This is a genomic window from Butyrivibrio sp. XPD2006 (genome assembly GCF_000420865.1).
Taxonomy (GTDB): domain Bacteria; phylum Bacillota; class Clostridia; order Lachnospirales; family Lachnospiraceae; genus Butyrivibrio.
The window spans coordinates 16,626-34,422 of record NZ_ATVT01000001.1; the positions used below are offsets into that span (position 1 = coordinate 16,626).

At 40.0% G+C, this 17,797-nt stretch carries 25 protein-coding genes; all 25 read left to right on the forward strand.

Features of this window, described 5'->3' with window-relative positions; genetic code table 11:
* Window positions 1–31 precede the first annotated feature (31 nt).
* Window positions 32–715, forward strand: coding sequence for an ABC transporter ATP-binding protein (locus G590_RS0100125; protein WP_022763631.1), 684 nt, complete (start codon window positions 32–34; stop codon window positions 713–715).
* Window positions 712–2,706, forward strand: coding sequence for an ABC transporter permease (locus G590_RS0100130; RefSeq protein ID WP_022763632.1), 1,995 nt, complete (start codon window positions 712–714; stop codon window positions 2,704–2,706). The genes G590_RS0100125 and G590_RS0100130 overlap by 4 nt, the downstream gene beginning before the upstream one ends.
* 83 nt (window positions 2,707–2,789) lie before the next feature.
* On the forward strand, window positions 2,790–3,305 hold the full coding sequence (locus G590_RS17785) for a dTDP-4-dehydrorhamnose 3,5-epimerase family protein (protein ID WP_022763633.1): 516 nt from the start codon (window positions 2,790–2,792) through the stop codon (window positions 3,303–3,305).
* Between the two features lie 102 nt (window positions 3,306–3,407).
* The gene (locus G590_RS0100140; protein WP_022763634.1) at window positions 3,408–3,824 is read left to right on the forward strand and encodes a YjdF family protein; all 417 of its coding nucleotides are present in this window, start codon (window positions 3,408–3,410) and stop codon (window positions 3,822–3,824) included.
* Window positions 3,825–3,940: 116 nt separating this feature from the next.
* Complete coding sequence (locus G590_RS0100145; RefSeq protein ID WP_026493806.1) at window positions 3,941–4,507, forward strand: TetR/AcrR family transcriptional regulator; 567 nt, start codon at window positions 3,941–3,943, stop codon at window positions 4,505–4,507.
* A 26-nt stretch (window positions 4,508–4,533) separates the two neighbouring features.
* Window positions 4,534–4,956: a hypothetical protein gene (locus tag G590_RS17790; protein ID WP_022763636.1), complete on the forward strand. Its 423-nt coding sequence runs from the start codon at window positions 4,534–4,536 to the stop codon at window positions 4,954–4,956.
* Between the two features lie 54 nt (window positions 4,957–5,010).
* Complete coding sequence (locus G590_RS17795; protein WP_022763637.1) at window positions 5,011–5,643, forward strand: sensor histidine kinase; 633 nt, start codon at window positions 5,011–5,013, stop codon at window positions 5,641–5,643.
* A 9-nt stretch (window positions 5,644–5,652) separates the two neighbouring features.
* Complete coding sequence (locus tag G590_RS17800; RefSeq protein WP_022763638.1) at window positions 5,653–6,129, forward strand: GNAT family N-acetyltransferase; 477 nt, start codon at window positions 5,653–5,655, stop codon at window positions 6,127–6,129.
* A 1-nt stretch (window position 6,130) separates the two neighbouring features.
* Entirely contained in the window at window positions 6,131–6,598 is a 468-nt protein-coding gene (locus G590_RS0100165; protein ID WP_022763639.1) for a GNAT family N-acetyltransferase, read from the forward strand.
* A gap of 120 nt (window positions 6,599–6,718) precedes the next feature.
* Window positions 6,719–8,065, forward strand: a complete 1,347-nt coding sequence (locus G590_RS17805; RefSeq protein WP_022763640.1) for an MATE family efflux transporter — start codon at window positions 6,719–6,721, stop codon at window positions 8,063–8,065.
* Window positions 8,066–8,068: 3 nt separating this feature from the next.
* Entirely contained in the window at window positions 8,069–8,524 is a 456-nt protein-coding gene (locus tag G590_RS17810; protein ID WP_022763641.1) for a MarR family winged helix-turn-helix transcriptional regulator, read from the forward strand.
* A 92-nt stretch (window positions 8,525–8,616) separates the two neighbouring features.
* Window positions 8,617–9,363: an EFR1 family ferrodoxin gene (locus G590_RS0100180; protein ID WP_022763642.1), complete on the forward strand. Its 747-nt coding sequence runs from the start codon at window positions 8,617–8,619 to the stop codon at window positions 9,361–9,363.
* A gap of 152 nt (window positions 9,364–9,515) precedes the next feature.
* The gene (locus tag G590_RS0100185) at window positions 9,516–10,172 is read left to right on the forward strand and encodes a phosphatase PAP2 family protein (RefSeq protein WP_022763643.1); all 657 of its coding nucleotides are present in this window, start codon (window positions 9,516–9,518) and stop codon (window positions 10,170–10,172) included.
* Between the two features lie 16 nt (window positions 10,173–10,188).
* Window positions 10,189–10,800, forward strand: coding sequence for a helix-turn-helix domain-containing protein (locus G590_RS0100190; protein WP_022763644.1), 612 nt, complete (start codon window positions 10,189–10,191; stop codon window positions 10,798–10,800).
* A 24-nt stretch (window positions 10,801–10,824) separates the two neighbouring features.
* Window positions 10,825–11,448 carry a GNAT family N-acetyltransferase gene (locus tag G590_RS0100195; protein ID WP_022763645.1) on the forward strand — a complete coding sequence of 208 codons (624 nt, stop codon included), beginning with the start codon at window positions 10,825–10,827 and terminating at the stop codon, window positions 11,446–11,448.
* 16 nt (window positions 11,449–11,464) lie between these two features.
* A complete protein-coding gene (locus G590_RS17815; protein WP_022763646.1) occupies window positions 11,465–11,923 on the forward strand; it encodes a GNAT family N-acetyltransferase in 459 nt (152 codons plus the stop codon).
* A 30-nt stretch (window positions 11,924–11,953) separates the two neighbouring features.
* Window positions 11,954–12,475: a GNAT family N-acetyltransferase gene (locus G590_RS20210; protein ID WP_022763647.1), complete on the forward strand. Its 522-nt coding sequence runs from the start codon at window positions 11,954–11,956 to the stop codon at window positions 12,473–12,475.
* Between the two features lie 22 nt (window positions 12,476–12,497).
* Window positions 12,498–12,962: a hypothetical protein gene (locus tag G590_RS0100210; protein ID WP_155828703.1), complete on the forward strand. Its 465-nt coding sequence runs from the start codon at window positions 12,498–12,500 to the stop codon at window positions 12,960–12,962.
* Between the two features lie 23 nt (window positions 12,963–12,985).
* Entirely contained in the window at window positions 12,986–13,705 is a 720-nt protein-coding gene (locus G590_RS0100215) for a CPBP family intramembrane glutamic endopeptidase (protein WP_022763649.1), read from the forward strand.
* Window positions 13,695–14,570: a GNAT family N-acetyltransferase gene (locus G590_RS0100220; protein WP_022763650.1), complete on the forward strand. Its 876-nt coding sequence runs from the start codon at window positions 13,695–13,697 to the stop codon at window positions 14,568–14,570. The genes G590_RS0100215 and G590_RS0100220 overlap by 11 nt, the downstream gene beginning before the upstream one ends.
* A 119-nt stretch (window positions 14,571–14,689) precedes the next feature.
* Window positions 14,690–14,866, forward strand: coding sequence for a hypothetical protein (locus G590_RS21230; RefSeq protein WP_022763651.1), 177 nt, complete (start codon window positions 14,690–14,692; stop codon window positions 14,864–14,866).
* Window positions 14,863–15,552, forward strand: a complete 690-nt coding sequence (locus G590_RS0100230; RefSeq protein ID WP_022763652.1) for an aspartate/glutamate racemase family protein — start codon at window positions 14,863–14,865, stop codon at window positions 15,550–15,552. Before G590_RS21230 ends, G590_RS0100230 begins: the two co-directional genes overlap by 4 nt.
* Before the next feature lie 21 nt (window positions 15,553–15,573).
* Entirely contained in the window at window positions 15,574–16,719 is a 1,146-nt protein-coding gene (locus G590_RS17825; RefSeq protein ID WP_022763653.1) for an alpha/beta hydrolase, read from the forward strand.
* The gene (locus G590_RS17830; RefSeq protein WP_022763654.1) at window positions 16,709–17,194 is read left to right on the forward strand and encodes a DUF6323 family protein; all 486 of its coding nucleotides are present in this window, start codon (window positions 16,709–16,711) and stop codon (window positions 17,192–17,194) included. Before G590_RS17825 ends, G590_RS17830 begins: the two co-directional genes overlap by 11 nt.
* The gene (locus G590_RS17835; RefSeq protein ID WP_022763655.1) at window positions 17,184–17,780 is read left to right on the forward strand and encodes a DUF6179 domain-containing protein; all 597 of its coding nucleotides are present in this window, start codon (window positions 17,184–17,186) and stop codon (window positions 17,778–17,780) included. Before G590_RS17830 ends, G590_RS17835 begins: the two co-directional genes overlap by 11 nt.
* Window positions 17,781–17,797 lie beyond the last annotated feature (17 nt).

Genomic DNA, 17,797 nt, shown 5'->3' on the forward strand with positions numbered 1-17,797 from the left:
GAGGGTATGGAATGAAAGGAAGATAACAGCTATGGCAATACTTGAAGTAAAAGATCTGACTAAGAAATACGGTGTGGGGGATGGCGAGGTAGTTGCTGTCAACCAGATTTCTTTTTCTGTTGAAAAAGGAGAATTCGTTGCGATCACAGGCGCTTCCGGATCAGGAAAATCCACTCTGATGAACATGATAGGAGGGATAGATACACCAACATCCGGTGAAGTTCTAATTGATGGCAAATGTATTTCGGGCATGTCTGAGGATGAACTTGCAATATTCAGACGCAGAAACCTTGGCATGATCTATCAGTTCTATAACCTTATTCCAACACTGACCGCAGAAGAAAATATCGTGCTTCCATGGCGCCTTGATGGCAGGAAGAGGAATGATGAAAAAGTAAAAGAGATACTTTCTGTCCTGGGGCTTTCAGAAAGAGCAGAGCATCTTCCAGGACAAATGTCTGGTGGACAGCAGCAGAGGGTGTCTATCGGAAGAGCACTTATCAATGACCCTGCTTTTATTCTGGCAGACGAGCCAACTGGAAATCTTGATAGTAAGACATCAGGCGGGATAATCGATATATTGAAATATACTAATGAAAGATTTGGACAGACTATTCTTTTGATCACTCATGATGAGAAGATAGCCCTTAGCGCAGACAGAATCATCACCATCGGCGATGGAAGGATCATAAGAGACGAGGTGATGAATAGATGAGACTGACAGCAGAGTTGGCACTTAATCAGATCAAGAGGAACAGGAAAAGGACTATAGGTACAATTATCGCTACAGCGCTTTCAGCAGCTCTTTTGACTGCTGTTATGTGCTTTGCTACAAGTGGGTACAGGATGCTTGAGAATTTCCTGGGGCCGGGGCTTGGAGAATATTCAGGGGCGTACCTTGTGATGCTTGCTATTCCTTCAGTGTTTCTCGGACTTCTTATTGCGTTTATGTCTATAACTGTGATTTCCAATATCTATGAGAGCAGTACTGTTAAGAGGATTGGAGAATTTGGTGTCCTGAAATGTATCGGCGCTACCAGGAGGCAGATAAGAGAAACTGTTGTATTTGAAAGTTTATGGATAAGCGTTTTTGCAATTCCGCTAGGCCTTTTAACCGGTACATTCATAGGTTTTGTTGGGGTTACCATTGCAGGAAGATATATAGCGTATTTTAATGAGTTATCAAAGAGTATCGTTATGCGTCCGGTTAATTTTGCGCTCGATTTTCATGTTGACTTGGTTACATATGTGTTTTCTGCGCTGTTTTCTATGATAGTTGTGCTTGTATCATCTGCAAAACCAGCCAGGAAATCAGGGAAAATAGCTGCGATTGATTGTATTAAGGGAGTTCACCTGAACCTGATAAAAAATGTAAAGGTAAAAGAAAACCCTGTCATTGATAAAGTTTTTGGATACGAGGGAATACTGGGGGCTGGAAATGTCAAAAGAAACAAGACTGCCTATAGATCAACGGTAAGAGCGCTTGCACTATCGATAATGCTGATAATGCTTGCAGGGAGTTTGAAAAATCAGGCAGATAATGCCATGAAATGGATGAGTTCAATAGGCAATGACATGGTTGTGGACTATATATCCATTATGGATGAAGTGGATAATATTAAGACCGGGAAACCAGAGGATGTGATCGTAAAGCCCATTTCTACTGATACTGCCCGGGAGATATCTGAGAGGCTTAGATCTTATCAGGATGGACTAAAGGTAATAGGAGTAGGTTTTGACAGAAGTACATATAAAACTATTCCTGATGAAAAAGTCATGAGTAGTGAGTTCCTATTGCTTCCTGAAATCATAGATGAGTTTGGTGAAGTGTCAACAGAACTGATCGCAGCAGATGAAAAAACCTATGAGATGCTTTGCGAAAGAGCAGGTGTACCGATTGGCAGCAATATACTGATAAACTGCTATTCCTACAATGACAATGGCAGGATAAAAGAGTTGGAGCCGTTTTCGGCAGATACAAAAAAGATTAATCTGATAGATTCTTCTGACGCAGCAAAAGAACTCAGTATCGATGGCATCTTATACAAGGACCAGCTTCCTTCAAGCGGTTTTTATTCACTGGCACCTGAACCTGTAAGTATCATTGTGCCTTCTGGAAATATGAGGGGATTTTCCTGGTATTGTGATCCAAAGGACGATAATTCTTTTATCGAATATGCAAGAAGTGTAATGGATGAGTATTATCCAATCCTCACAGAAGATTCCTATGTTGAGCAGGGGTACTCAGTAAGGATCAGTAGGGTGGATCAAATTGTCAAGGTCATGAATATCGCTATAATCCTTGGAGAGATTATTCTAAACGGACTGATAATCCTATTGATGATTATGGGCTTTGCAGGTGTCATAAGTACACTGAGCGCAAATGTAAGGATCAGACAGAGAGAATTTGCGGTATTAAAGAGCATTGGAATGACAAACTCTTCACTTGAAAAGATGGTATACAGTGAAAGCATCATATGCTCAATTAAAGGGTGCGCGCGCGGTATCATTTGGGGAATAATTCTTCCTTATGCTATCAATTTGTCTGTGAGAAAAATTTTCCCTGTCAGATATGAACTACCTGTATTATCACTGCTTTTGGGCATTTTGGTAGTGACTTTGCTGGTGATTTTTATAACCTGGGCAGAAATAGGTAAGATGAGAGGGCGGAATATAGTTGAAGATATAAGAAAAGACCTATGTTGACTGCTTAGGAAGTCAAAGAAAAAGCCAGAGGAGAGGATGAAGTAAATGAATTGTTGCGGTGATTAACGGAGGATACGGTGGATATGGTGATAAAAGAAATATTTGGAAAAGTCAAAATATATCAGCTTCATTCACGTGTTGATAACCGTGGATCTTTGACATATGTTTTTGATAATACTGTTGATTTTAAAGCACTGGAGACAAGAATTTACAGTATGCCTAAAGAAGGAACATTTTTTGGAATACACTACAGAGATGAAAGTTCCCCAATGACGAAGTTTGTGACAGTTATAAAAGGCAGAGGGTTGGATTACGTTATTGATCTGAGAGAAAAGTCGCCAACCTATCTTCAATGGGAGTCAATTGAACTATCAGAAGAAAATACCTTGGCTGTACTGATTCCTGCAGGTTTTGGTCATGCGTTTATATCATTGCAGAATGATACGATACAGCTATATTCCGTGGACAGGAGTGGCGACGATGCTCATTCAAAACAAATAAATCACAGAGATTCAAAAATCGGTCTCAAACTGCCCGTACCCATTTCCGAAATTTCGGATTATGATTTAAAAGCTCCTTTTGTTTCAGAAACAATGTGAATTGGGGCAGTTTTCTTTTGCTATGATAAAGTATGGTCACTACTACTACATATAAATGTACAGAGGCTAAATTGAAGGCCCTAATATGAGAGATGATTAACAATGGATAGAGTAAATGACAGGCTGATCGTGTATTTTGAAGATCCGTTTTGGGTGGGCATATTCGAGAGGATCAGCGACAACAAACTATCAGCAGCTAAAGTGACATTTGGTGCTGAACCAAAGGACATAGAGGTATTGGAGTTTACTAATCGGAATTATTATCATCTGCATTTTAGTCCGGAGATTGAAACAACTTTAAAGGAAACTAAGAAAAATCCCAAGAGGGCACAGCGCGATGCGAAAAAGCAGACACTGGAGACCGGCATAGGTACAAAATCGCAACAGGCTCTCAAATTACAACAGGAGCAGAATAAACTGGAACGGAAATGCAGAAGCCGTGAACAAAAGGAAGCAGAGAATCAACGTTTGTTTGTACTAAAACAGGAAAAGAAAAGAGAAAAGCATAAAGGACATTAAAACTGATCTGCGGGCGTAGGGATAAGAATGCTTATGCCCACTTTTTTGGTTGACAAAACTAACAATGTTAGTATAATGGTAACTAACATTGTTAGTAAAATGGGATGGGAGTAAATATGCCAAGAACAGGATTGTCTAAGGAAGAAATAATAGAAAAAGCTGCTGAATTAGCAAATGAAAAGGGGCTACAATATTTGACCGTTACAACGCTTTCGGATTATTTAGGTATCAAAAAACCCTCTTTATATAACCATGTAAAGACGATAGATGATGTGCATCGTAAGCTTATGATTTATGGCTGGAAGAAGGTTTCCGAGGAGGTTGTGGCAGGAATTGATTCGGATGATCCAAAAGAAAACATCGCGAATTTCGGAAGGGCATTTCATAAGTTTGCTTTGGAGAATCCCGGCGTATTCGAGGCAATGCTTTGGTATAACAAGTATTTGGATGAGTCCTTACTTGAAGCTACAGAAGGTTTGTATTCATTTTTCTTTAGGCAGACAGATAGCATGGGAATTGAAAGAGATGTGGCCAATCATCTGCTTAGAACCTACAGAGCTTTCCTTGAGGGGTTTGTTATGCTTCAGATCCACAATTCTTTTGGCAATCCGATTTCTATAGATGAAAGTCTGGAGATATCAATGAATGTACTGATAGCAGGTATGGATCAGTATAGACGATGAGTAAATTTTGAGGGAGCTGAAGATAAATGGATAAATCAAAATTGATTGATAATATGATCCGATGGGCGAAGCAGAAGATTGGCAGTACAGAGTATGCAGGCTGGTGTCTTTCCTTTATCGAAGATGCTCTTGAAAAAAGTAATGATATTGAGATATTCGGCGGAGACTCAGCAAAGGAATCCAGTGAAATGTACAGTGACGCGCTTAGAACGGGAATTCCGGAACTAGGGGCTTTTGTGTTTTATGACTGCTTGTGCCGGAACGGTGCAGAGCTGATAAACTGGGGACACTGTGGCATCTATATTGGTGAGGATAATATAATTCATTCCTGGGATACGGTAAGGATTGATGACTATTTGGAGGTTGAGAAGATGACAGCACTTTCGGGTGACCATCCCAAATACATTGGCTGGGTTCCAGTTGGCCGCGTACTGGCACAGAAACCGTAAAGGCTTCCTTCATATAATTTACTGTAATTAGTAGTATGAAAGGGGGGGATATTCATGACGGATGTTTTGTCAAATCCAGACACATTAACAATAGCTATGAAAGAGCATATTGCTATTTTAGAAAATATCATGCAACAGGACAGGGTTATGCGTCATGACAGAAGACATTTTGAGACTCTTCTGCAAACTCTTTTGCAGGAAGGTAATACACAGGAAGCCCTTAAATGTCTTAATGAAAGGCTCAATCAAGAACCGCATGGAGTGAAAAAGTATTGTGAAAATACCACACTTAATGCGGCAATAACACACTATTTGGCAATTGCCGAAAAAAAGAGCATTAAAGTTAATATATCTGCGACTATACCTGCAGATTTGAATGTGGATGAGATGCAGCTTGCCATAGTGATCAGCAACCTTATTGAAAACGCCATTCATGCTTGCGAAAAAGTGCCAGAGAATGAGAGAAGGATCAATATTATAGCCAGATATAAGAGTCAGCTTTTGTTTGAAATCAGCAACTCATGTGTTGATAAGATCAAGTTGGATGAGGAAGGCCATCCATTTAGTAATGAGGAGGATCATGGAATAGGAACCAGAAGTGTTCTTAGTTTCATAAATCAGACTGAGGGCGAGATAAGATATATAGCTGAAGAAAAAATCTTCAAAGTCAGGATGTTGGTCAGTTAAGGAGGCAATATGAGTTTACAGTTATTAAAGGCAAGTACTTCTGATGCTCTTTCATTGAACGGTATATCGAAGCGCGCATTTGACAGTGATGTATTGATCGGTGCTGCATCACCGGGAGGGCCTCCCGGATATATGTCATTACAATTTCATACGAAAATGGCACGGCACGGGCACTTGTATAAATTGACAGATGATGGACTCATTGTTGGCGGAGCAATCCTTTTTTTAGAAAATGATGTTTTGAATGTTGGCAGGATATTCGTTGCACCGGAGCATTTTCGAAAAGGGTATGGGCTCTTTATTATGCGGGAAGTGGAGAATATGTTCCCAGAAGTAAGGGAGTATACACTGGATACTCCTGTTTGGAATGTCAGGACAAATAGCTTTTATACTAAGCTTGGCTATAAAGAAATAAAGCGCGATAAGGAGTTTGTGTTTTATTCAAAACATAGAGGAGAACCGGTCGGGACAATTGGGGAGGTTTAGAATGCACGAGATAACATTTATAAAAGCAAGCGAACAGCATCTGAAGGATTGCAGGGACGCACTTTGCCGGTCAATGCTCGGCGAAAAATACTTTTCATCGCCGGGAAGCGCGGAAGACGCGATACTTGAAGGGATTCGCCAAGAAAATTTGTATGTGGCGTTCATCGGTGAAGAATGCGTTGGCTTTACATATATCATTCCCAAAGGAGCGTTTCACAGTTTTCCATACCTGCACATCATCGCCGTGAAGGAAGAATACAGGAACAAGGGAATCGGCAAGGCTCTGCTGGATTTTTCTGAAAATATTGCGTATGAAATGGCAGACAAGTTTTTCCTTGTTGTCGCGGATTATAATCCGGAAGCAAAGCGGTTCTATGAAAGAAACGGCTATCAGCAAGTTGGAGAAATTCCAAACCTGTACCGTCCCGGAATTACAGAATACATGATGGCAAAAGACCTGAAAAAATGAAAAAGTAGAGTGCATTAAAAATCAGTGTAAAAAGACTCCAAATAAGTGCAAGGAGTCTTTTTTATTTCGCAAAGTGTATAGTTACTAAACAGTATAGCAGCTATACAGAAGGAGGAAAAAATGAATAGCAAAATAGATTTTATCAATGGTGAAACAAATAAGTCACTTATCAAGATGTTTGCTCCACTTATGGTTGGGATGATCATGCTAATGATCTACAACATGGTGGATGGCTTGTGGGTCGGAAACCTGCTTGGAGAGCTGGGGATGTCGGCGCTCACCGCTGGAACGGCGATTGTTTTGTTTTTAAATTCCATTTCAATGGGTGTCGGTAACGGTATTTCAGTTATGATAGCTAATCTTGTAGGAGCAGATGACAGAAAACATATTCCGGGGGCAGTAGGGACCGTTATAGCAATGTCCACCATTTTCTCAGTTGTACTTCTCATCTTAGGCGAGATACTTGTTGATCCGATACTGGCTCTTATGGGAACACCGGAAATTATTTTCTATGATGCTGCAACATATTTAAAAATCTATTTGTTGGGAAATGCAGCGTTATTTATTTACATGGTGTTTACATCAATCTTTAGAGCATTTGGGGATCCAATGTTTCAGATGAAAGGTATGATGCTCACAGCAGTGTTTAATGCAGTTGCTGATCCTTTTGCAATAAAAGGTTATGGATTAGCCGGTGCAGCAATTGTTACAGTGGCTTCTGAAGTTCTATGCCTGGTTTACGCCATTATTTATCACAAAAAGAAAAAGATGTTTTCTATGGATTTTAAAAAGATCAATATGAATGATGCCATAACCATGGTCCGTTTATCTGTGCCAACTACAGTACAGTCAATCATGCCTCCGCTTAGTTCTGCTTTTATGATTTCTTTCATCTCTTCATTTGGAATGAACACTATAGCAGGCTTTGGAGTCGCCAGAAATCTTGAACTTATAATGTTTATGCCTACGACAGGAATGTGTATGGCAGTGACATCAATAGTGGGACAATGTGTTGGAGCAAAAAGGCATGACAGGGCAATGGATTATCTGAAATCCAGCATGATCATAGGAGGCTCTCTCATTGCAATTACAAGCGTGCTAGTGATTCTTTTTTCAGGTCAGCTCACAGCAGTTTTTGGACAGGGGGCTGAAGTCGCACAGGTAGTATCAAGGTTCTTTTCAATAATCAGTATTGGCTATGTTCTGTACATGCTCACAAGTTGTATGCAGGGATATATTACGGGAGTTGGTAAGCCGGGAATGGCGATGGTTCTTTTGGTTCTTTATTACATAGTGTTCAGAATTCCAACTGCCTATATTTTTAAACAGCTCTTTGGCTTAAATGGAGTATGGTTTGCGTTTCTGATAAGTCATATTTTATCTGTGATAGTGGCTTTTGTAATGGTATCCTATATACAAAAGACATATTCAGCAGAGTATCGTATTTATCACAAATTAGGAGCGTGAGCTATGAACAGCTACAAGGAACTTGCCTGGTTAATGGAGAGAATCATCCATAAATACATTCAATATGAAAAAAAGCCTCAGGTTTACTGCAAGGATATAATCCTTACTCAGCCTGAAATCCATACAATAGCCATAGTTGGAGATAGTGAGGGGATCAACATCACACAACTTGCCAAGGTGCGCGGAATTACTAAGGGCGCTGTATCACAGATGGTCAACAAGCTCGTGGACAGAGATCTTATGGAGAAGAGAGTGTCTCCAGATTCTGATGCGGCTGTGTGCCTGTATCTTACTAAAAAAGGTAAAGCGGCAAGGAATGATCACCGCAAGATGCATGAAAACATGGGAACTATGTATGAAGCTATGCTTGACCAAATACCTGAAAGTACTTTGGATAGCATGAGTCAGTTCCTTGAAGCTTTTGACAAGGCGCTTGATGATCTGGATAAATCAGTGTAAAAAGCAAAATAATTAGTGTAATTCATGTTTTATTTTCTCCAAAGGGTATAGTTACTATACAGTTTATGTTTTAAACATTTGGAGGATATTGAATGAAAAACTTGTATTTCAGCTCAACTGGAAATTGCTTGTATGTGGCCAAGTGCTTGGGAGGAGAGTGTTTATCTATTCCCAAGCTGATCAAACAGGGAATCTATGAGATAAAAGATGATGTTGTGGGTATAGTATTTCCGGTTTACGGACTTTGTATACCACCATATATTGAGGAGTTTTTGCAGAAACTGAAGGTGGAGTGCAACTATCTCTTCGCCATAGCAACTTACGGATGTTTTGCCGGATCTGTTTGCAACGAGGTAAACAAGATCACTCTGGCAAATGGAAGAAAGTTCGACTATATTAATTCAGTTTTAATGGCCGAGAACTGCATTACTTTTGCTGACATGAAAAAACAGGAAGGCGATAGCAAAAAGCAGCAGGACGCAATTGACCAGATAGTGGGCGATATAGTTGAAAAGAAAAAGCACGTTAAAAGGAATTCGCTTTTAAGCAAACTTATTACAAGCAGCCACAAGAAAAAGTATGAGTTTCCTATAGGAAATGGTATTACAGAAGAAGTTACCGTGAACGATGCGTGTACGGGATGTGGCACATGTTCAAGACTTTGTCCGATGGGTAATATACATATTGAAAATGGTCGTCCGCTCTTTTCAAAGAATTGTATAAGCTGCGGAGCTTGTATTCAGAACTGCCCTAAGAATGCTATCCACCATAATAGAGAGAAGAGTTCCGCCAGATATAGGAACCCACATATAGAAATTGGGGAGCTTTTGATCTCATAATGAACACAGATGTATAAATGCTGGGAAAGCAGTATCCATGCGGATGACACGAAGCGTATCATCTATGTTACTGAACGATTCTTTTAGTTTTTCATGACCTTTGCTACTTTGAAGAAGCCGGAAGGAAATTTTTCAAGAGAGAGGATCAAAAAATGAAAACAAAAAAGAAGAGTTTACTAATTGGCTGCATCTTGATCGCAATGTTTGTTTTATGGACAGTACTTATAATGACAATCGATGTTCAGCCGGTGGGACAGAATGGAACAGACATAGGATTTGCTGATTTTAATACCAAATTTCATGCATTGACCGGAGTCAATATGACCCTTTATACAATCACTGATTGGCTTGGGCTTGTACCAATAATTATATGTATGATATTTGGAGGTGTTGGCTTTATACAACTAATAAGTAGAAAGAGCCTGCTCAAAGTGGATAAGGATATCTTAATTCTTGGCATCTATTATATTATTGTCATTTTTGCATATCTGATTTTTGAGATGATACCTATAAACTACAGGCCAATTCCTATAGAAGGTGTTATGGAGGCATCATATCCTTCATCTACTACGCTACTTGTACTTAGTGTTATGCCGACACTGATTGAGCAGACTTCCCGGAGGCTGAATAATGATCAGGCAAAGAAGATTATTAACGTCTTAGCAGTTTTATTTTCGCTTTTTATGGTTGTGGGAAGGCTGTTATCCGGAGTCCATTGGTTTACGGATATCATAGGCTCAGTACTGTTAAGCATTGGCTTGTATTATTTGTACAAGGGTTTCGTTCTATCATGCATAAGTGAATCCTAAAAAGGAGATATCTTTTATGGAATTTGGCGAAAAGCTATTGGAACTGAGAAACGGCAAAGGAATGACGCAGGAGGAACTTGCAGAGGATTTGTTTGTCTCTAGAACAGCTATTTCAAAGTGGGAGTCTGGAAGAGGTTATCCTAGTATAGATTCGTTAAAAGAGATATCTAAGTATTTCTCTGTTTCAATAGACGAGCTTCTTTCAAGTGAAAAACTTGTAACTATTGCAGAAAAAGAGAACAGGGCAAATATTCACAGAGTATTGGATTATATTATGGGATTAGTTGATCTGATGGTATGCGGACTGATATTCCTTCCGCTGTTTCCGCATCCGGCAGATGGATCAGTTTTTGCTGTGAGTTTGCTTGAATACAGCGATGTTTCGGCTGATATCAGGGTAATTTACTGGGGATTGTTTTTAACACTTGTGATGACAGGAATCGTCATAGTAGTTCTAAACTATTTTAACCTTGAAAAATCAAAGCGAGTAATGATCGCATTGTCTATGGGAATTAGTGTAATAACGGTACTTGTTCTGGCAATAACAAGAGCTGCTTATGCCACATCTCTTGCTTTTATTCTAACGACAATAAAAGGAATGCTTCTTTTAAAACGGGAAAAAACGTAATGATAGCAAATAGAGGAGAAAACAATGAGTAATTACATAATCAGATTAGAAGAAAAGAAAGATTATAGAGAAGTTGAAAACTTAGTTAGAGAGTCGTTTTGGAACGTGTATCGTCCCGGGTGCAGTGAGCATTATGTAATTCATGTATTAAGAGATGACCCTGCATTTATCCCTGAACTTGACTTTGTTATGGAACAGGATGGGAAGCTGATCGGGCAGAACATGTTCATGAAAACTGTTATTGAGGCAGATGATGGAAGAACTATAGATGTGCTTACCATGGGACCTATTGGAATTACACCGGAATTAAAGAGAAAAGGCTATGGTAAGGCTATCTTGGATTATTCCCTTGAAAAGGCTGCAGAGATGGGATTTGGAGCAGTTCTTTTTGAAGGGAATATCGGATTCTACAGCCACTGCGGATTTGACTATGCAAGCAAGTTTGGAATCAGATACCATGACCTTCCGGAGGGCGAGGATGCGTCATTTTTCCTGTGCAGAGAATTGATCCCGGGATATCTTGATGGCATCACAGGGGTATATCAGACCCCTAAGGGATACTATGTCGAAGATGCAGATGTTGAGGAGTTTGACAAGACATTCCCTCCGAAGGAGAAATTAAAGCTTCCCGGACAGATTTTTGATTGATGACAGGAGAATTAAGATGGAAACATATAGAATAAGGATTTATCCTGCCAATAGAGAACAGATGGAGAGCAGCATCCTGGCAGAAAAGGATGATGAACTTAAGAAGGCATACGGTGAAATGCTTGATGGGTGCCTTGCGCATCCAGACCAGTGGGACTGGTATGCTATGTGGATGATAGAAAAGACAGATGGGACGCACATCGGAGATTTGTGCTTCAAAGGACTTGAGGAAGACAACCCTGAAATCGGATATGGAATTTTAGAAGAGTTTCAGGGAAATGGCTATGCGACAGAGGCTGTTAAGCTGGCATTACAATGGGCATTTGATCACCATGGAATTGTTGCTGTAGAGGCTGAGACAGATCCTGACAATGTTGCGTCTCAGAAAGTCCTGAAGAAATGTGGATTTGAGCCTAATGGAAAGATTGGAGAAGAAGGACCAAGATTCATTGTCTACAACGAAGGTAGTAAGTGAAAATAGGCATAATGGAAGGAATAATATTATATGGAAATTAAGCTTGCTGACAAACATAACTTCACACGCGATTCACTGAAAGACTTTCAGCGATATCAGGAAGTGAAGAATGTGTATAGTCTGCATGATGGGAAAATGATATTGGTTTACAACCCTTTCACCGAGGATTGGGATGCTACACGCCGCCTGCAAAAAGCAGAGGATATTCTCAGTGGGAAATATGTGACATACTGTGCGTTTGAGGAAAACTGTGTGGTTGGCGAGATTATGCTGATCCCCAAGCTAAATAAAGGGCGACTCATCATAGATAGCTTTCATGTGTCCACGGATTACCGCCGTCGTGGAATTGGCAGATCCCTGCTTGAAGTCGCCAGACAGGAAGCCCTGAAGAGAGGAGCGCATGCCTTGTATGCATCCTGTTGTTCATCTGAGGAAACGATAAACTTTTACTCCGCTATGGGGTTCCGTCTCAGTTCTGACCCCATTTCTTCCTATGTGGAAGATGAACCATATGATCTTCAGATGGAATGTATTATATGTGTCTTAAACTGAAGAAAATGCTTTAGCAGAAGTGATGAACGAACAGAAGGAGAGGACAATGGTCATAGGAATTATAGGTGAAAACTGCAGTGGAAAATCCACACTTGCAAATGAAATACAGAGAACAATAGGAGCTGAGGTGATAACAGGTAAAGACTATCTCAGAATGGCCAAGAGCGAGAGTGAAGCAACAGCTCTTTTTAAGGAAAAGCTTAGGAGTGCCATCAACAAGGAAAATATTATTTATATTATAGCTGATCAGGAACACATTGGTTTTCTGCCTGATGGAGCAGTAAAGGTGCTGGTTACAGCTGATATTGATACTATAAAGGAACGTTTTAAGGAGAGAATGCATGGAAACTTGCCGGCACCTGTTGAGCAGATGCTTGAGAGGAAACATGGATTGTTTGATTCTGAAGCTGTGGATTACAGATTTGATGGAGTGAATGGAAATGCGGCGGATTTGTGCAGGTTGCTTCAAGATAGAATCGCCGTATAAGAGCTTAAAAGGAGACAGCATAAATGAGAAAGCTGTATGAAAAGAACAGGATATTATTTGCGGTTTTGTGCATCGTTTTGTACTGCGTTGTTATGTCGTACTTAAAAGGAAATTTTGGATATCAGAGCATTGCAATGCTGCTTGGTATAACTGTCTTTGCGAATGGAATCATTTTTTTCGTAAAGAGAAATCATCTGGAAAAAGAATGCGGATTAGCTTCATGGCCCAAGAACACAAAAAGGTTCTTATACTTTATCCCTATGTGGATATTGGCGACCGGAAATCTTTGGGATGGTTTTGCACTGTCTTATCACGGAATTGAGCTTGTTATTGCAGTGCTTTCTATGATTCTGGTTGGCTTTGTGGAAGAGATGCTGTTTAGGGGCTTTCTTTTTTCAGCAATGTTGTCAAAGGAAAGGGCAGCAGTAGCTATAATTGTTTCTTCACTGACTTTTGGTATGGGACACATTATTAACCTTTTTACAGGACAGACAAGCTTTGAAACTATAGTTCAGATGATCTTTGCGGTTTCCTGGGGATTTATCCTTACATTTGTTTTTTATAAGAGTGGGAGCATTTTTCCATGCATAATAGCCCACTCAATGATTGATGCCTTTTCTATGTTTGGGGCTGACAACGCACTTGTGGATCAGATTTATGTTGGGGTTACAATTGTTGCAGCAATTGTCTATTGTATTTACCTTGGAAAGATCAAAGAGGATGTAAATAAGAATGAGAACTGATATTAAATTCAAGAACTACACAGATGACAAGTATGATGCATTATGTGGTTTTCTCATTGCATTAAATGAGAAAGATGATAGCCACATTAACTGGAACTGGGCGAGACTTGAATGGATGATTGAACATCCTGAATTTGATAAGAGCTTAAAGAACTCCATTGGCCTTTGGATTGTGGATGACAAAATTGTTGGCGCTGCAATTTACGATATGTATTTTGGTGAGGGCTTTTGCGGAGTTCTTCCGGAGTATAAAGATTTATATCAGGCCGTTCTGAAATATGCCTGCAATGAGCTTAAAGACGATTCCGGTTTTGGAATGGCAATCTGTGATGAAAATCCCGCTGAGATAGAGATGGTTCAAGAACTGGGATTTAAAATTGCCGATCAGGATGAGATCATAATGGAGAGAAAGCTTGATGATGCGCTTGAAGCGAAACTTCCGGACGGGCTTAAATTCTTTTGCCCGGATCCGATGGAAAATGCTTATGAACTTCAATGGCTCTTCTGGCAGGGATTTGACCATGGCTATGACAAAGCAGAATTTGAGCGTGAAGAAGAAATCATTCCAAGGATCAGGAAGCATTTTAACAAGGATTTAGGTGTTGCTGCGGTCAATGAAAAGGGAGAAATGGTGGCATGTTGTCTGCTATGGTATATGACAGAGACTGACTATGTTTATGTTGAGCCTGTATGCACTATTCCCTCATATAGAGGAAAAGGCGTTGCTAAGGCTGTTATCTTTGAAGCGCTGGGCAGAGCCAAAAAGCTTGGAGCAAAAAGAGCTTACGTCATTTCCGATATGGAATTCTATGAGAGGCTCGGCTTTAGAAAGAAGTATCATTATTCATTTTGGTTTAAAAAATAATATAAATCAGTGAAAAACAGCCCCAAATGAGTGTAATCTCGGGGCTGTTTTTTGTTTGGTGATAAATTGATGATCGGAAAAAGAATAACAACTTTGTTTATTTACGGGAGGATAAGAAGATGAAAAGAAAGATGGAAATCCCGAGTCACTTATTTTGGATGAAAAGATTTTTCGGAAATACCGGAAAAAGCATGTATGATAAAGATGATTGTTTTGGAGGTGAACTGGCAGGATACAAGGGCTGGCAGGACGATTTTAGAACTGAAATAAGAAAAGACATCGGAGGGATAAGATGAAAACCATAGGAATTATTGGCGGTATGAGCTGGGAGAGTACTGTTACATATTATGAGATCATAAACAAAGAGGTGGTAAGGCGCCTTGGAGGCTTTCACAGCGCAAAAATTCTAATGTATAGCGTTGATTTTGCTGAGCTTGAAGAAAATATGAAGAATGGCTACTGGCAAGGAAATGCTGTGATACTGGCAGATGCTGCAGTAAGACTTGAAAGAGCCGGTGCTGATTTCGTCGTAATAGCAACAAATACAATGCATAAGCTTGTTCCTGATATCGAAAAGGAAATAAGCATACCAATCCTTCATATAGCTGATGCTACCGCTGATGCAATAAAGCGCGATGGTATAAAGAAAGTCGGTCTTCTTGGGACCAGATTTACGATGACGCAGGACTTTATTAAAGACAAGCTTGTTGATGCAGGACTTGAAGTTGTGCTTCCTGAGTCCAAAGATATGGAATTTGTAAACGATGTAATTTTCAACGAGCTTTGTCTTGGGAAAGTTTTGGATTCATCAAGAGATGAGTATAAGCGGATTATTGAAGATATGAAGGAAAAAGGAGCTGAGGGCGTGATACTTGGCTGTACCGAGATTGGTATGCTCATAAAAGATGAGGACAGCGCACTTCCGACATATGACACAACAATTATACATGCAACAGCAGCTGCTGATATGGCACTTGACTGATTGCTGTAACGGAGTCAGGATATGAATGGGTTTAAGATTAAGAAAATTGTTACAATAGTTATGATCACGCTGGTTTTACTTATTGGTCTGGACTATGGATTTTCGGTGTACTGCTACAACAATGTATTCGGTAAAAGACTGGATACATATGAGCCTACATCCCTTAAGGTCTCAGATTTTGAGGGACTAAACGCAACTCATTATGAGTTTGCATCAGACAAGGGACAGATGCTTTCCGGATATCTATATAGTACTAACAGTGCACCTAATGGGATAGTTGTTATAGCTCATGGATTTGGGTCAGGTCATAATTTCTATTTGGAAGTCGCGAACTTTTTTGCCAGGAATGGATATTACGCTTTTGCATATGATGTCACAGGTAATGATGAAAGTGAAGGCAGCACTATTGGCGGAATACCGCAGGGCGTGATAGATCTTGATAAAGCAATTAGCTTTGTTGAGAATAATGATGATTTCCCGGATGTCCCCATCATGCTCTTTGGACATAGCTGGGGAGCATATAGCGCCTGCAGTGTCCTTGAGTATCATCCTGAAGTTGCAGCAGTGATCGCTGTATCCGGATGCAACAAGTCATCTGATGTTTTTGAGGTTGGTGCTAAAGAGCAGCTTGGACCATTAACAGCTCTTATGATGCCCTGTATAAGGATTCATGAGCGAATTAAATTCGGAAAGTATGCAAGTGCAACAGCCATGAGGGGATTTAAATCAAGCGATACCAGAGTCATGGTAGTTCACAGTGAAGACGATAATGTTGTAGGAATATCCTATGGATACGACATTTACTATGACAAATACAAAGACGATCCCAGATTTTCTTTTATGAAGCTAAAAGACAAGGGGCACAGCTATGTATTTGACGACATGACTTATATTGATGAGTTTAATGCCGGATTTGATAAGTGGCTTGAAACTCTTGACTATGATTATGCTGCCAATGAAAACCGGGATAGGTTCATTTCTGACAAGGCAGATTACATACACAAAAACCTTGACAGAAATAAATGGAGTAATAAGCTTGATACAAAAATGTTTCATGAGTTTTTATCATTTTATAGCGATGAAGAGGGTGTGAATTCTGCCAGAATTACTGTAGGATGGATGCAGGTTGTGTATGGATCATATGTAGGAGGAATAATTGCAGAATAACTATTTGCAAAAACTATCTGAAGACTATCAGGTAAACCGGATTTTGGAAACAAATGAGACCAGCAAAGAAAATGGGCTTACACTGACGAAGGAAGAGGCAACGGCCTTGGTGGCTGCCAGAGGAGATATTTTGAAGGCGGAAAGGCGAGTTGAATTTGGCGATAGCATAAGCCCCAAGCTTATTCGTGCATTTGCGGATTCTTCATTTATCAATCAGGAAGATTATGCCCAAACTCTTGCCCGCTTGCAGGAGATCTTTTTCCTGTACAAGAATGAATCAATGGATATGGTTTCAGACGAAGAACTGCTCACGATAATGAAAAACGCTTACGAAAACGAGTCCGGTGGTGATCTTGAATATCTTGAGGGAACAGCACTGGAGGATTTTGCTAGAAAAGTCCGAGCTGGAGAGAACTGGGCTGACCGATATAAACGTGAGAAACTAAACTTAGGAGACGATTTTGATGAATTATAATCCGGAAGAGCTTATTCCAATAGTTGCGGAATTAACTGATCTATATACCAGAGGTGAGAGCACTTCCGTTACCTATGAGGCAGCACAGCATCTGATGGAAGCGGTTTTATATTGCATTCATGAAGCTGTGTCTATGAATGCAAATGGCCTTGCAACCCGCCAGCAGACGGATGTACGAAGCCTGTATGAAGTAGGGTTTCAGGAGGTTGTGGATAAGGTAGAACGTGCCAAGGGAAAATATAAGGTCCTTATATCTTCATTTTCTTCATATGGCAATCGTAATCTGAATGATACTGTTTTAAAGGCTATTCCGGGGTTCTTCAAGCTTTATTCTCCAAGATTTTCTCCTCAGGAGACGATCATTACGATGGATTATCCTACGGTAGCGCCAATCGAAGGCAAAACGGGAATTGATGCAATTGAAGAATACATTGATAAGATTGCTGCTGAGCAGCGTTTCCTTGCTGAATTTCCACCGGGATATGTTGAGGAGCTGCTAAGATCCTACACATCTGATTACAAGGATCAGTTTTTTAATCTTTCAGAGATAGTTATAAATAAGTGTAAAACAGACCCATTTGAGTGAAATAAAGGGTCTGTTTT

Bases quoted from the DNA above. Each gene is read 5' to 3' on its own strand.
- G590_RS0100125 (WP_022763631.1), top strand. From the start codon at position 32: ATGGCAATACTTGAAGTAAAAGATCTGACTAAGAAATACGGTGTGGGG.
- G590_RS0100130 (WP_022763632.1), top strand. From the start codon at position 712: ATGAGACTGACAGCAGAGTTGGCACTTAATCAGATCAAGAGGAACAGG.
- G590_RS17785 (WP_022763633.1), top strand. From the start codon at position 2,790: ATGGTGATAAAAGAAATATTTGGAAAAGTCAAAATATATCAGCTTCAT.
- G590_RS0100140 (WP_022763634.1), top strand. From the start codon at position 3,408: ATGGATAGAGTAAATGACAGGCTGATCGTGTATTTTGAAGATCCGTTT.
- G590_RS0100145 (WP_026493806.1), top strand. From the start codon at position 3,941: ATGCCAAGAACAGGATTGTCTAAGGAAGAAATAATAGAAAAAGCTGCT.
- G590_RS17790 (WP_022763636.1), top strand. From the start codon at position 4,534: ATGGATAAATCAAAATTGATTGATAATATGATCCGATGGGCGAAGCAG.
- G590_RS17795 (WP_022763637.1), top strand. From the start codon at position 5,011: ATGACGGATGTTTTGTCAAATCCAGACACATTAACAATAGCTATGAAA.
- G590_RS17800 (WP_022763638.1), top strand. From the start codon at position 5,653: ATGAGTTTACAGTTATTAAAGGCAAGTACTTCTGATGCTCTTTCATTG.
- G590_RS0100165 (WP_022763639.1), top strand. From the start codon at position 6,131: ATGCACGAGATAACATTTATAAAAGCAAGCGAACAGCATCTGAAGGAT.
- G590_RS17805 (WP_022763640.1), top strand. From the start codon at position 6,719: ATGAATAGCAAAATAGATTTTATCAATGGTGAAACAAATAAGTCACTT.
- G590_RS17810 (WP_022763641.1), top strand. From the start codon at position 8,069: ATGAACAGCTACAAGGAACTTGCCTGGTTAATGGAGAGAATCATCCAT.
- G590_RS0100180 (WP_022763642.1), top strand. From the start codon at position 8,617: ATGAAAAACTTGTATTTCAGCTCAACTGGAAATTGCTTGTATGTGGCC.
- G590_RS0100185 (WP_022763643.1), top strand. From the start codon at position 9,516: ATGAAAACAAAAAAGAAGAGTTTACTAATTGGCTGCATCTTGATCGCA.
- G590_RS0100190 (WP_022763644.1), top strand. From the start codon at position 10,189: ATGGAATTTGGCGAAAAGCTATTGGAACTGAGAAACGGCAAAGGAATG.
- G590_RS0100195 (WP_022763645.1), top strand. From the start codon at position 10,825: ATGAGTAATTACATAATCAGATTAGAAGAAAAGAAAGATTATAGAGAA.
- G590_RS17815 (WP_022763646.1), top strand. From the start codon at position 11,465: ATGGAAACATATAGAATAAGGATTTATCCTGCCAATAGAGAACAGATG.
- G590_RS20210 (WP_022763647.1), top strand. From the start codon at position 11,954: ATGGAAATTAAGCTTGCTGACAAACATAACTTCACACGCGATTCACTG.
- G590_RS0100210 (WP_155828703.1), top strand. From the start codon at position 12,498: ATGAACGAACAGAAGGAGAGGACAATGGTCATAGGAATTATAGGTGAA.
- G590_RS0100215 (WP_022763649.1), top strand. From the start codon at position 12,986: ATGAGAAAGCTGTATGAAAAGAACAGGATATTATTTGCGGTTTTGTGC.
- G590_RS0100220 (WP_022763650.1), top strand. From the start codon at position 13,695: ATGAGAACTGATATTAAATTCAAGAACTACACAGATGACAAGTATGAT.
- G590_RS21230 (WP_022763651.1), top strand. From the start codon at position 14,690: ATGAAAAGAAAGATGGAAATCCCGAGTCACTTATTTTGGATGAAAAGA.
- G590_RS0100230 (WP_022763652.1), top strand. From the start codon at position 14,863: ATGAAAACCATAGGAATTATTGGCGGTATGAGCTGGGAGAGTACTGTT.
- G590_RS17825 (WP_022763653.1), top strand. From the start codon at position 15,574: ATGAATGGGTTTAAGATTAAGAAAATTGTTACAATAGTTATGATCACG.
- G590_RS17835 (WP_022763655.1), top strand. From the start codon at position 17,184: ATGAATTATAATCCGGAAGAGCTTATTCCAATAGTTGCGGAATTAACT.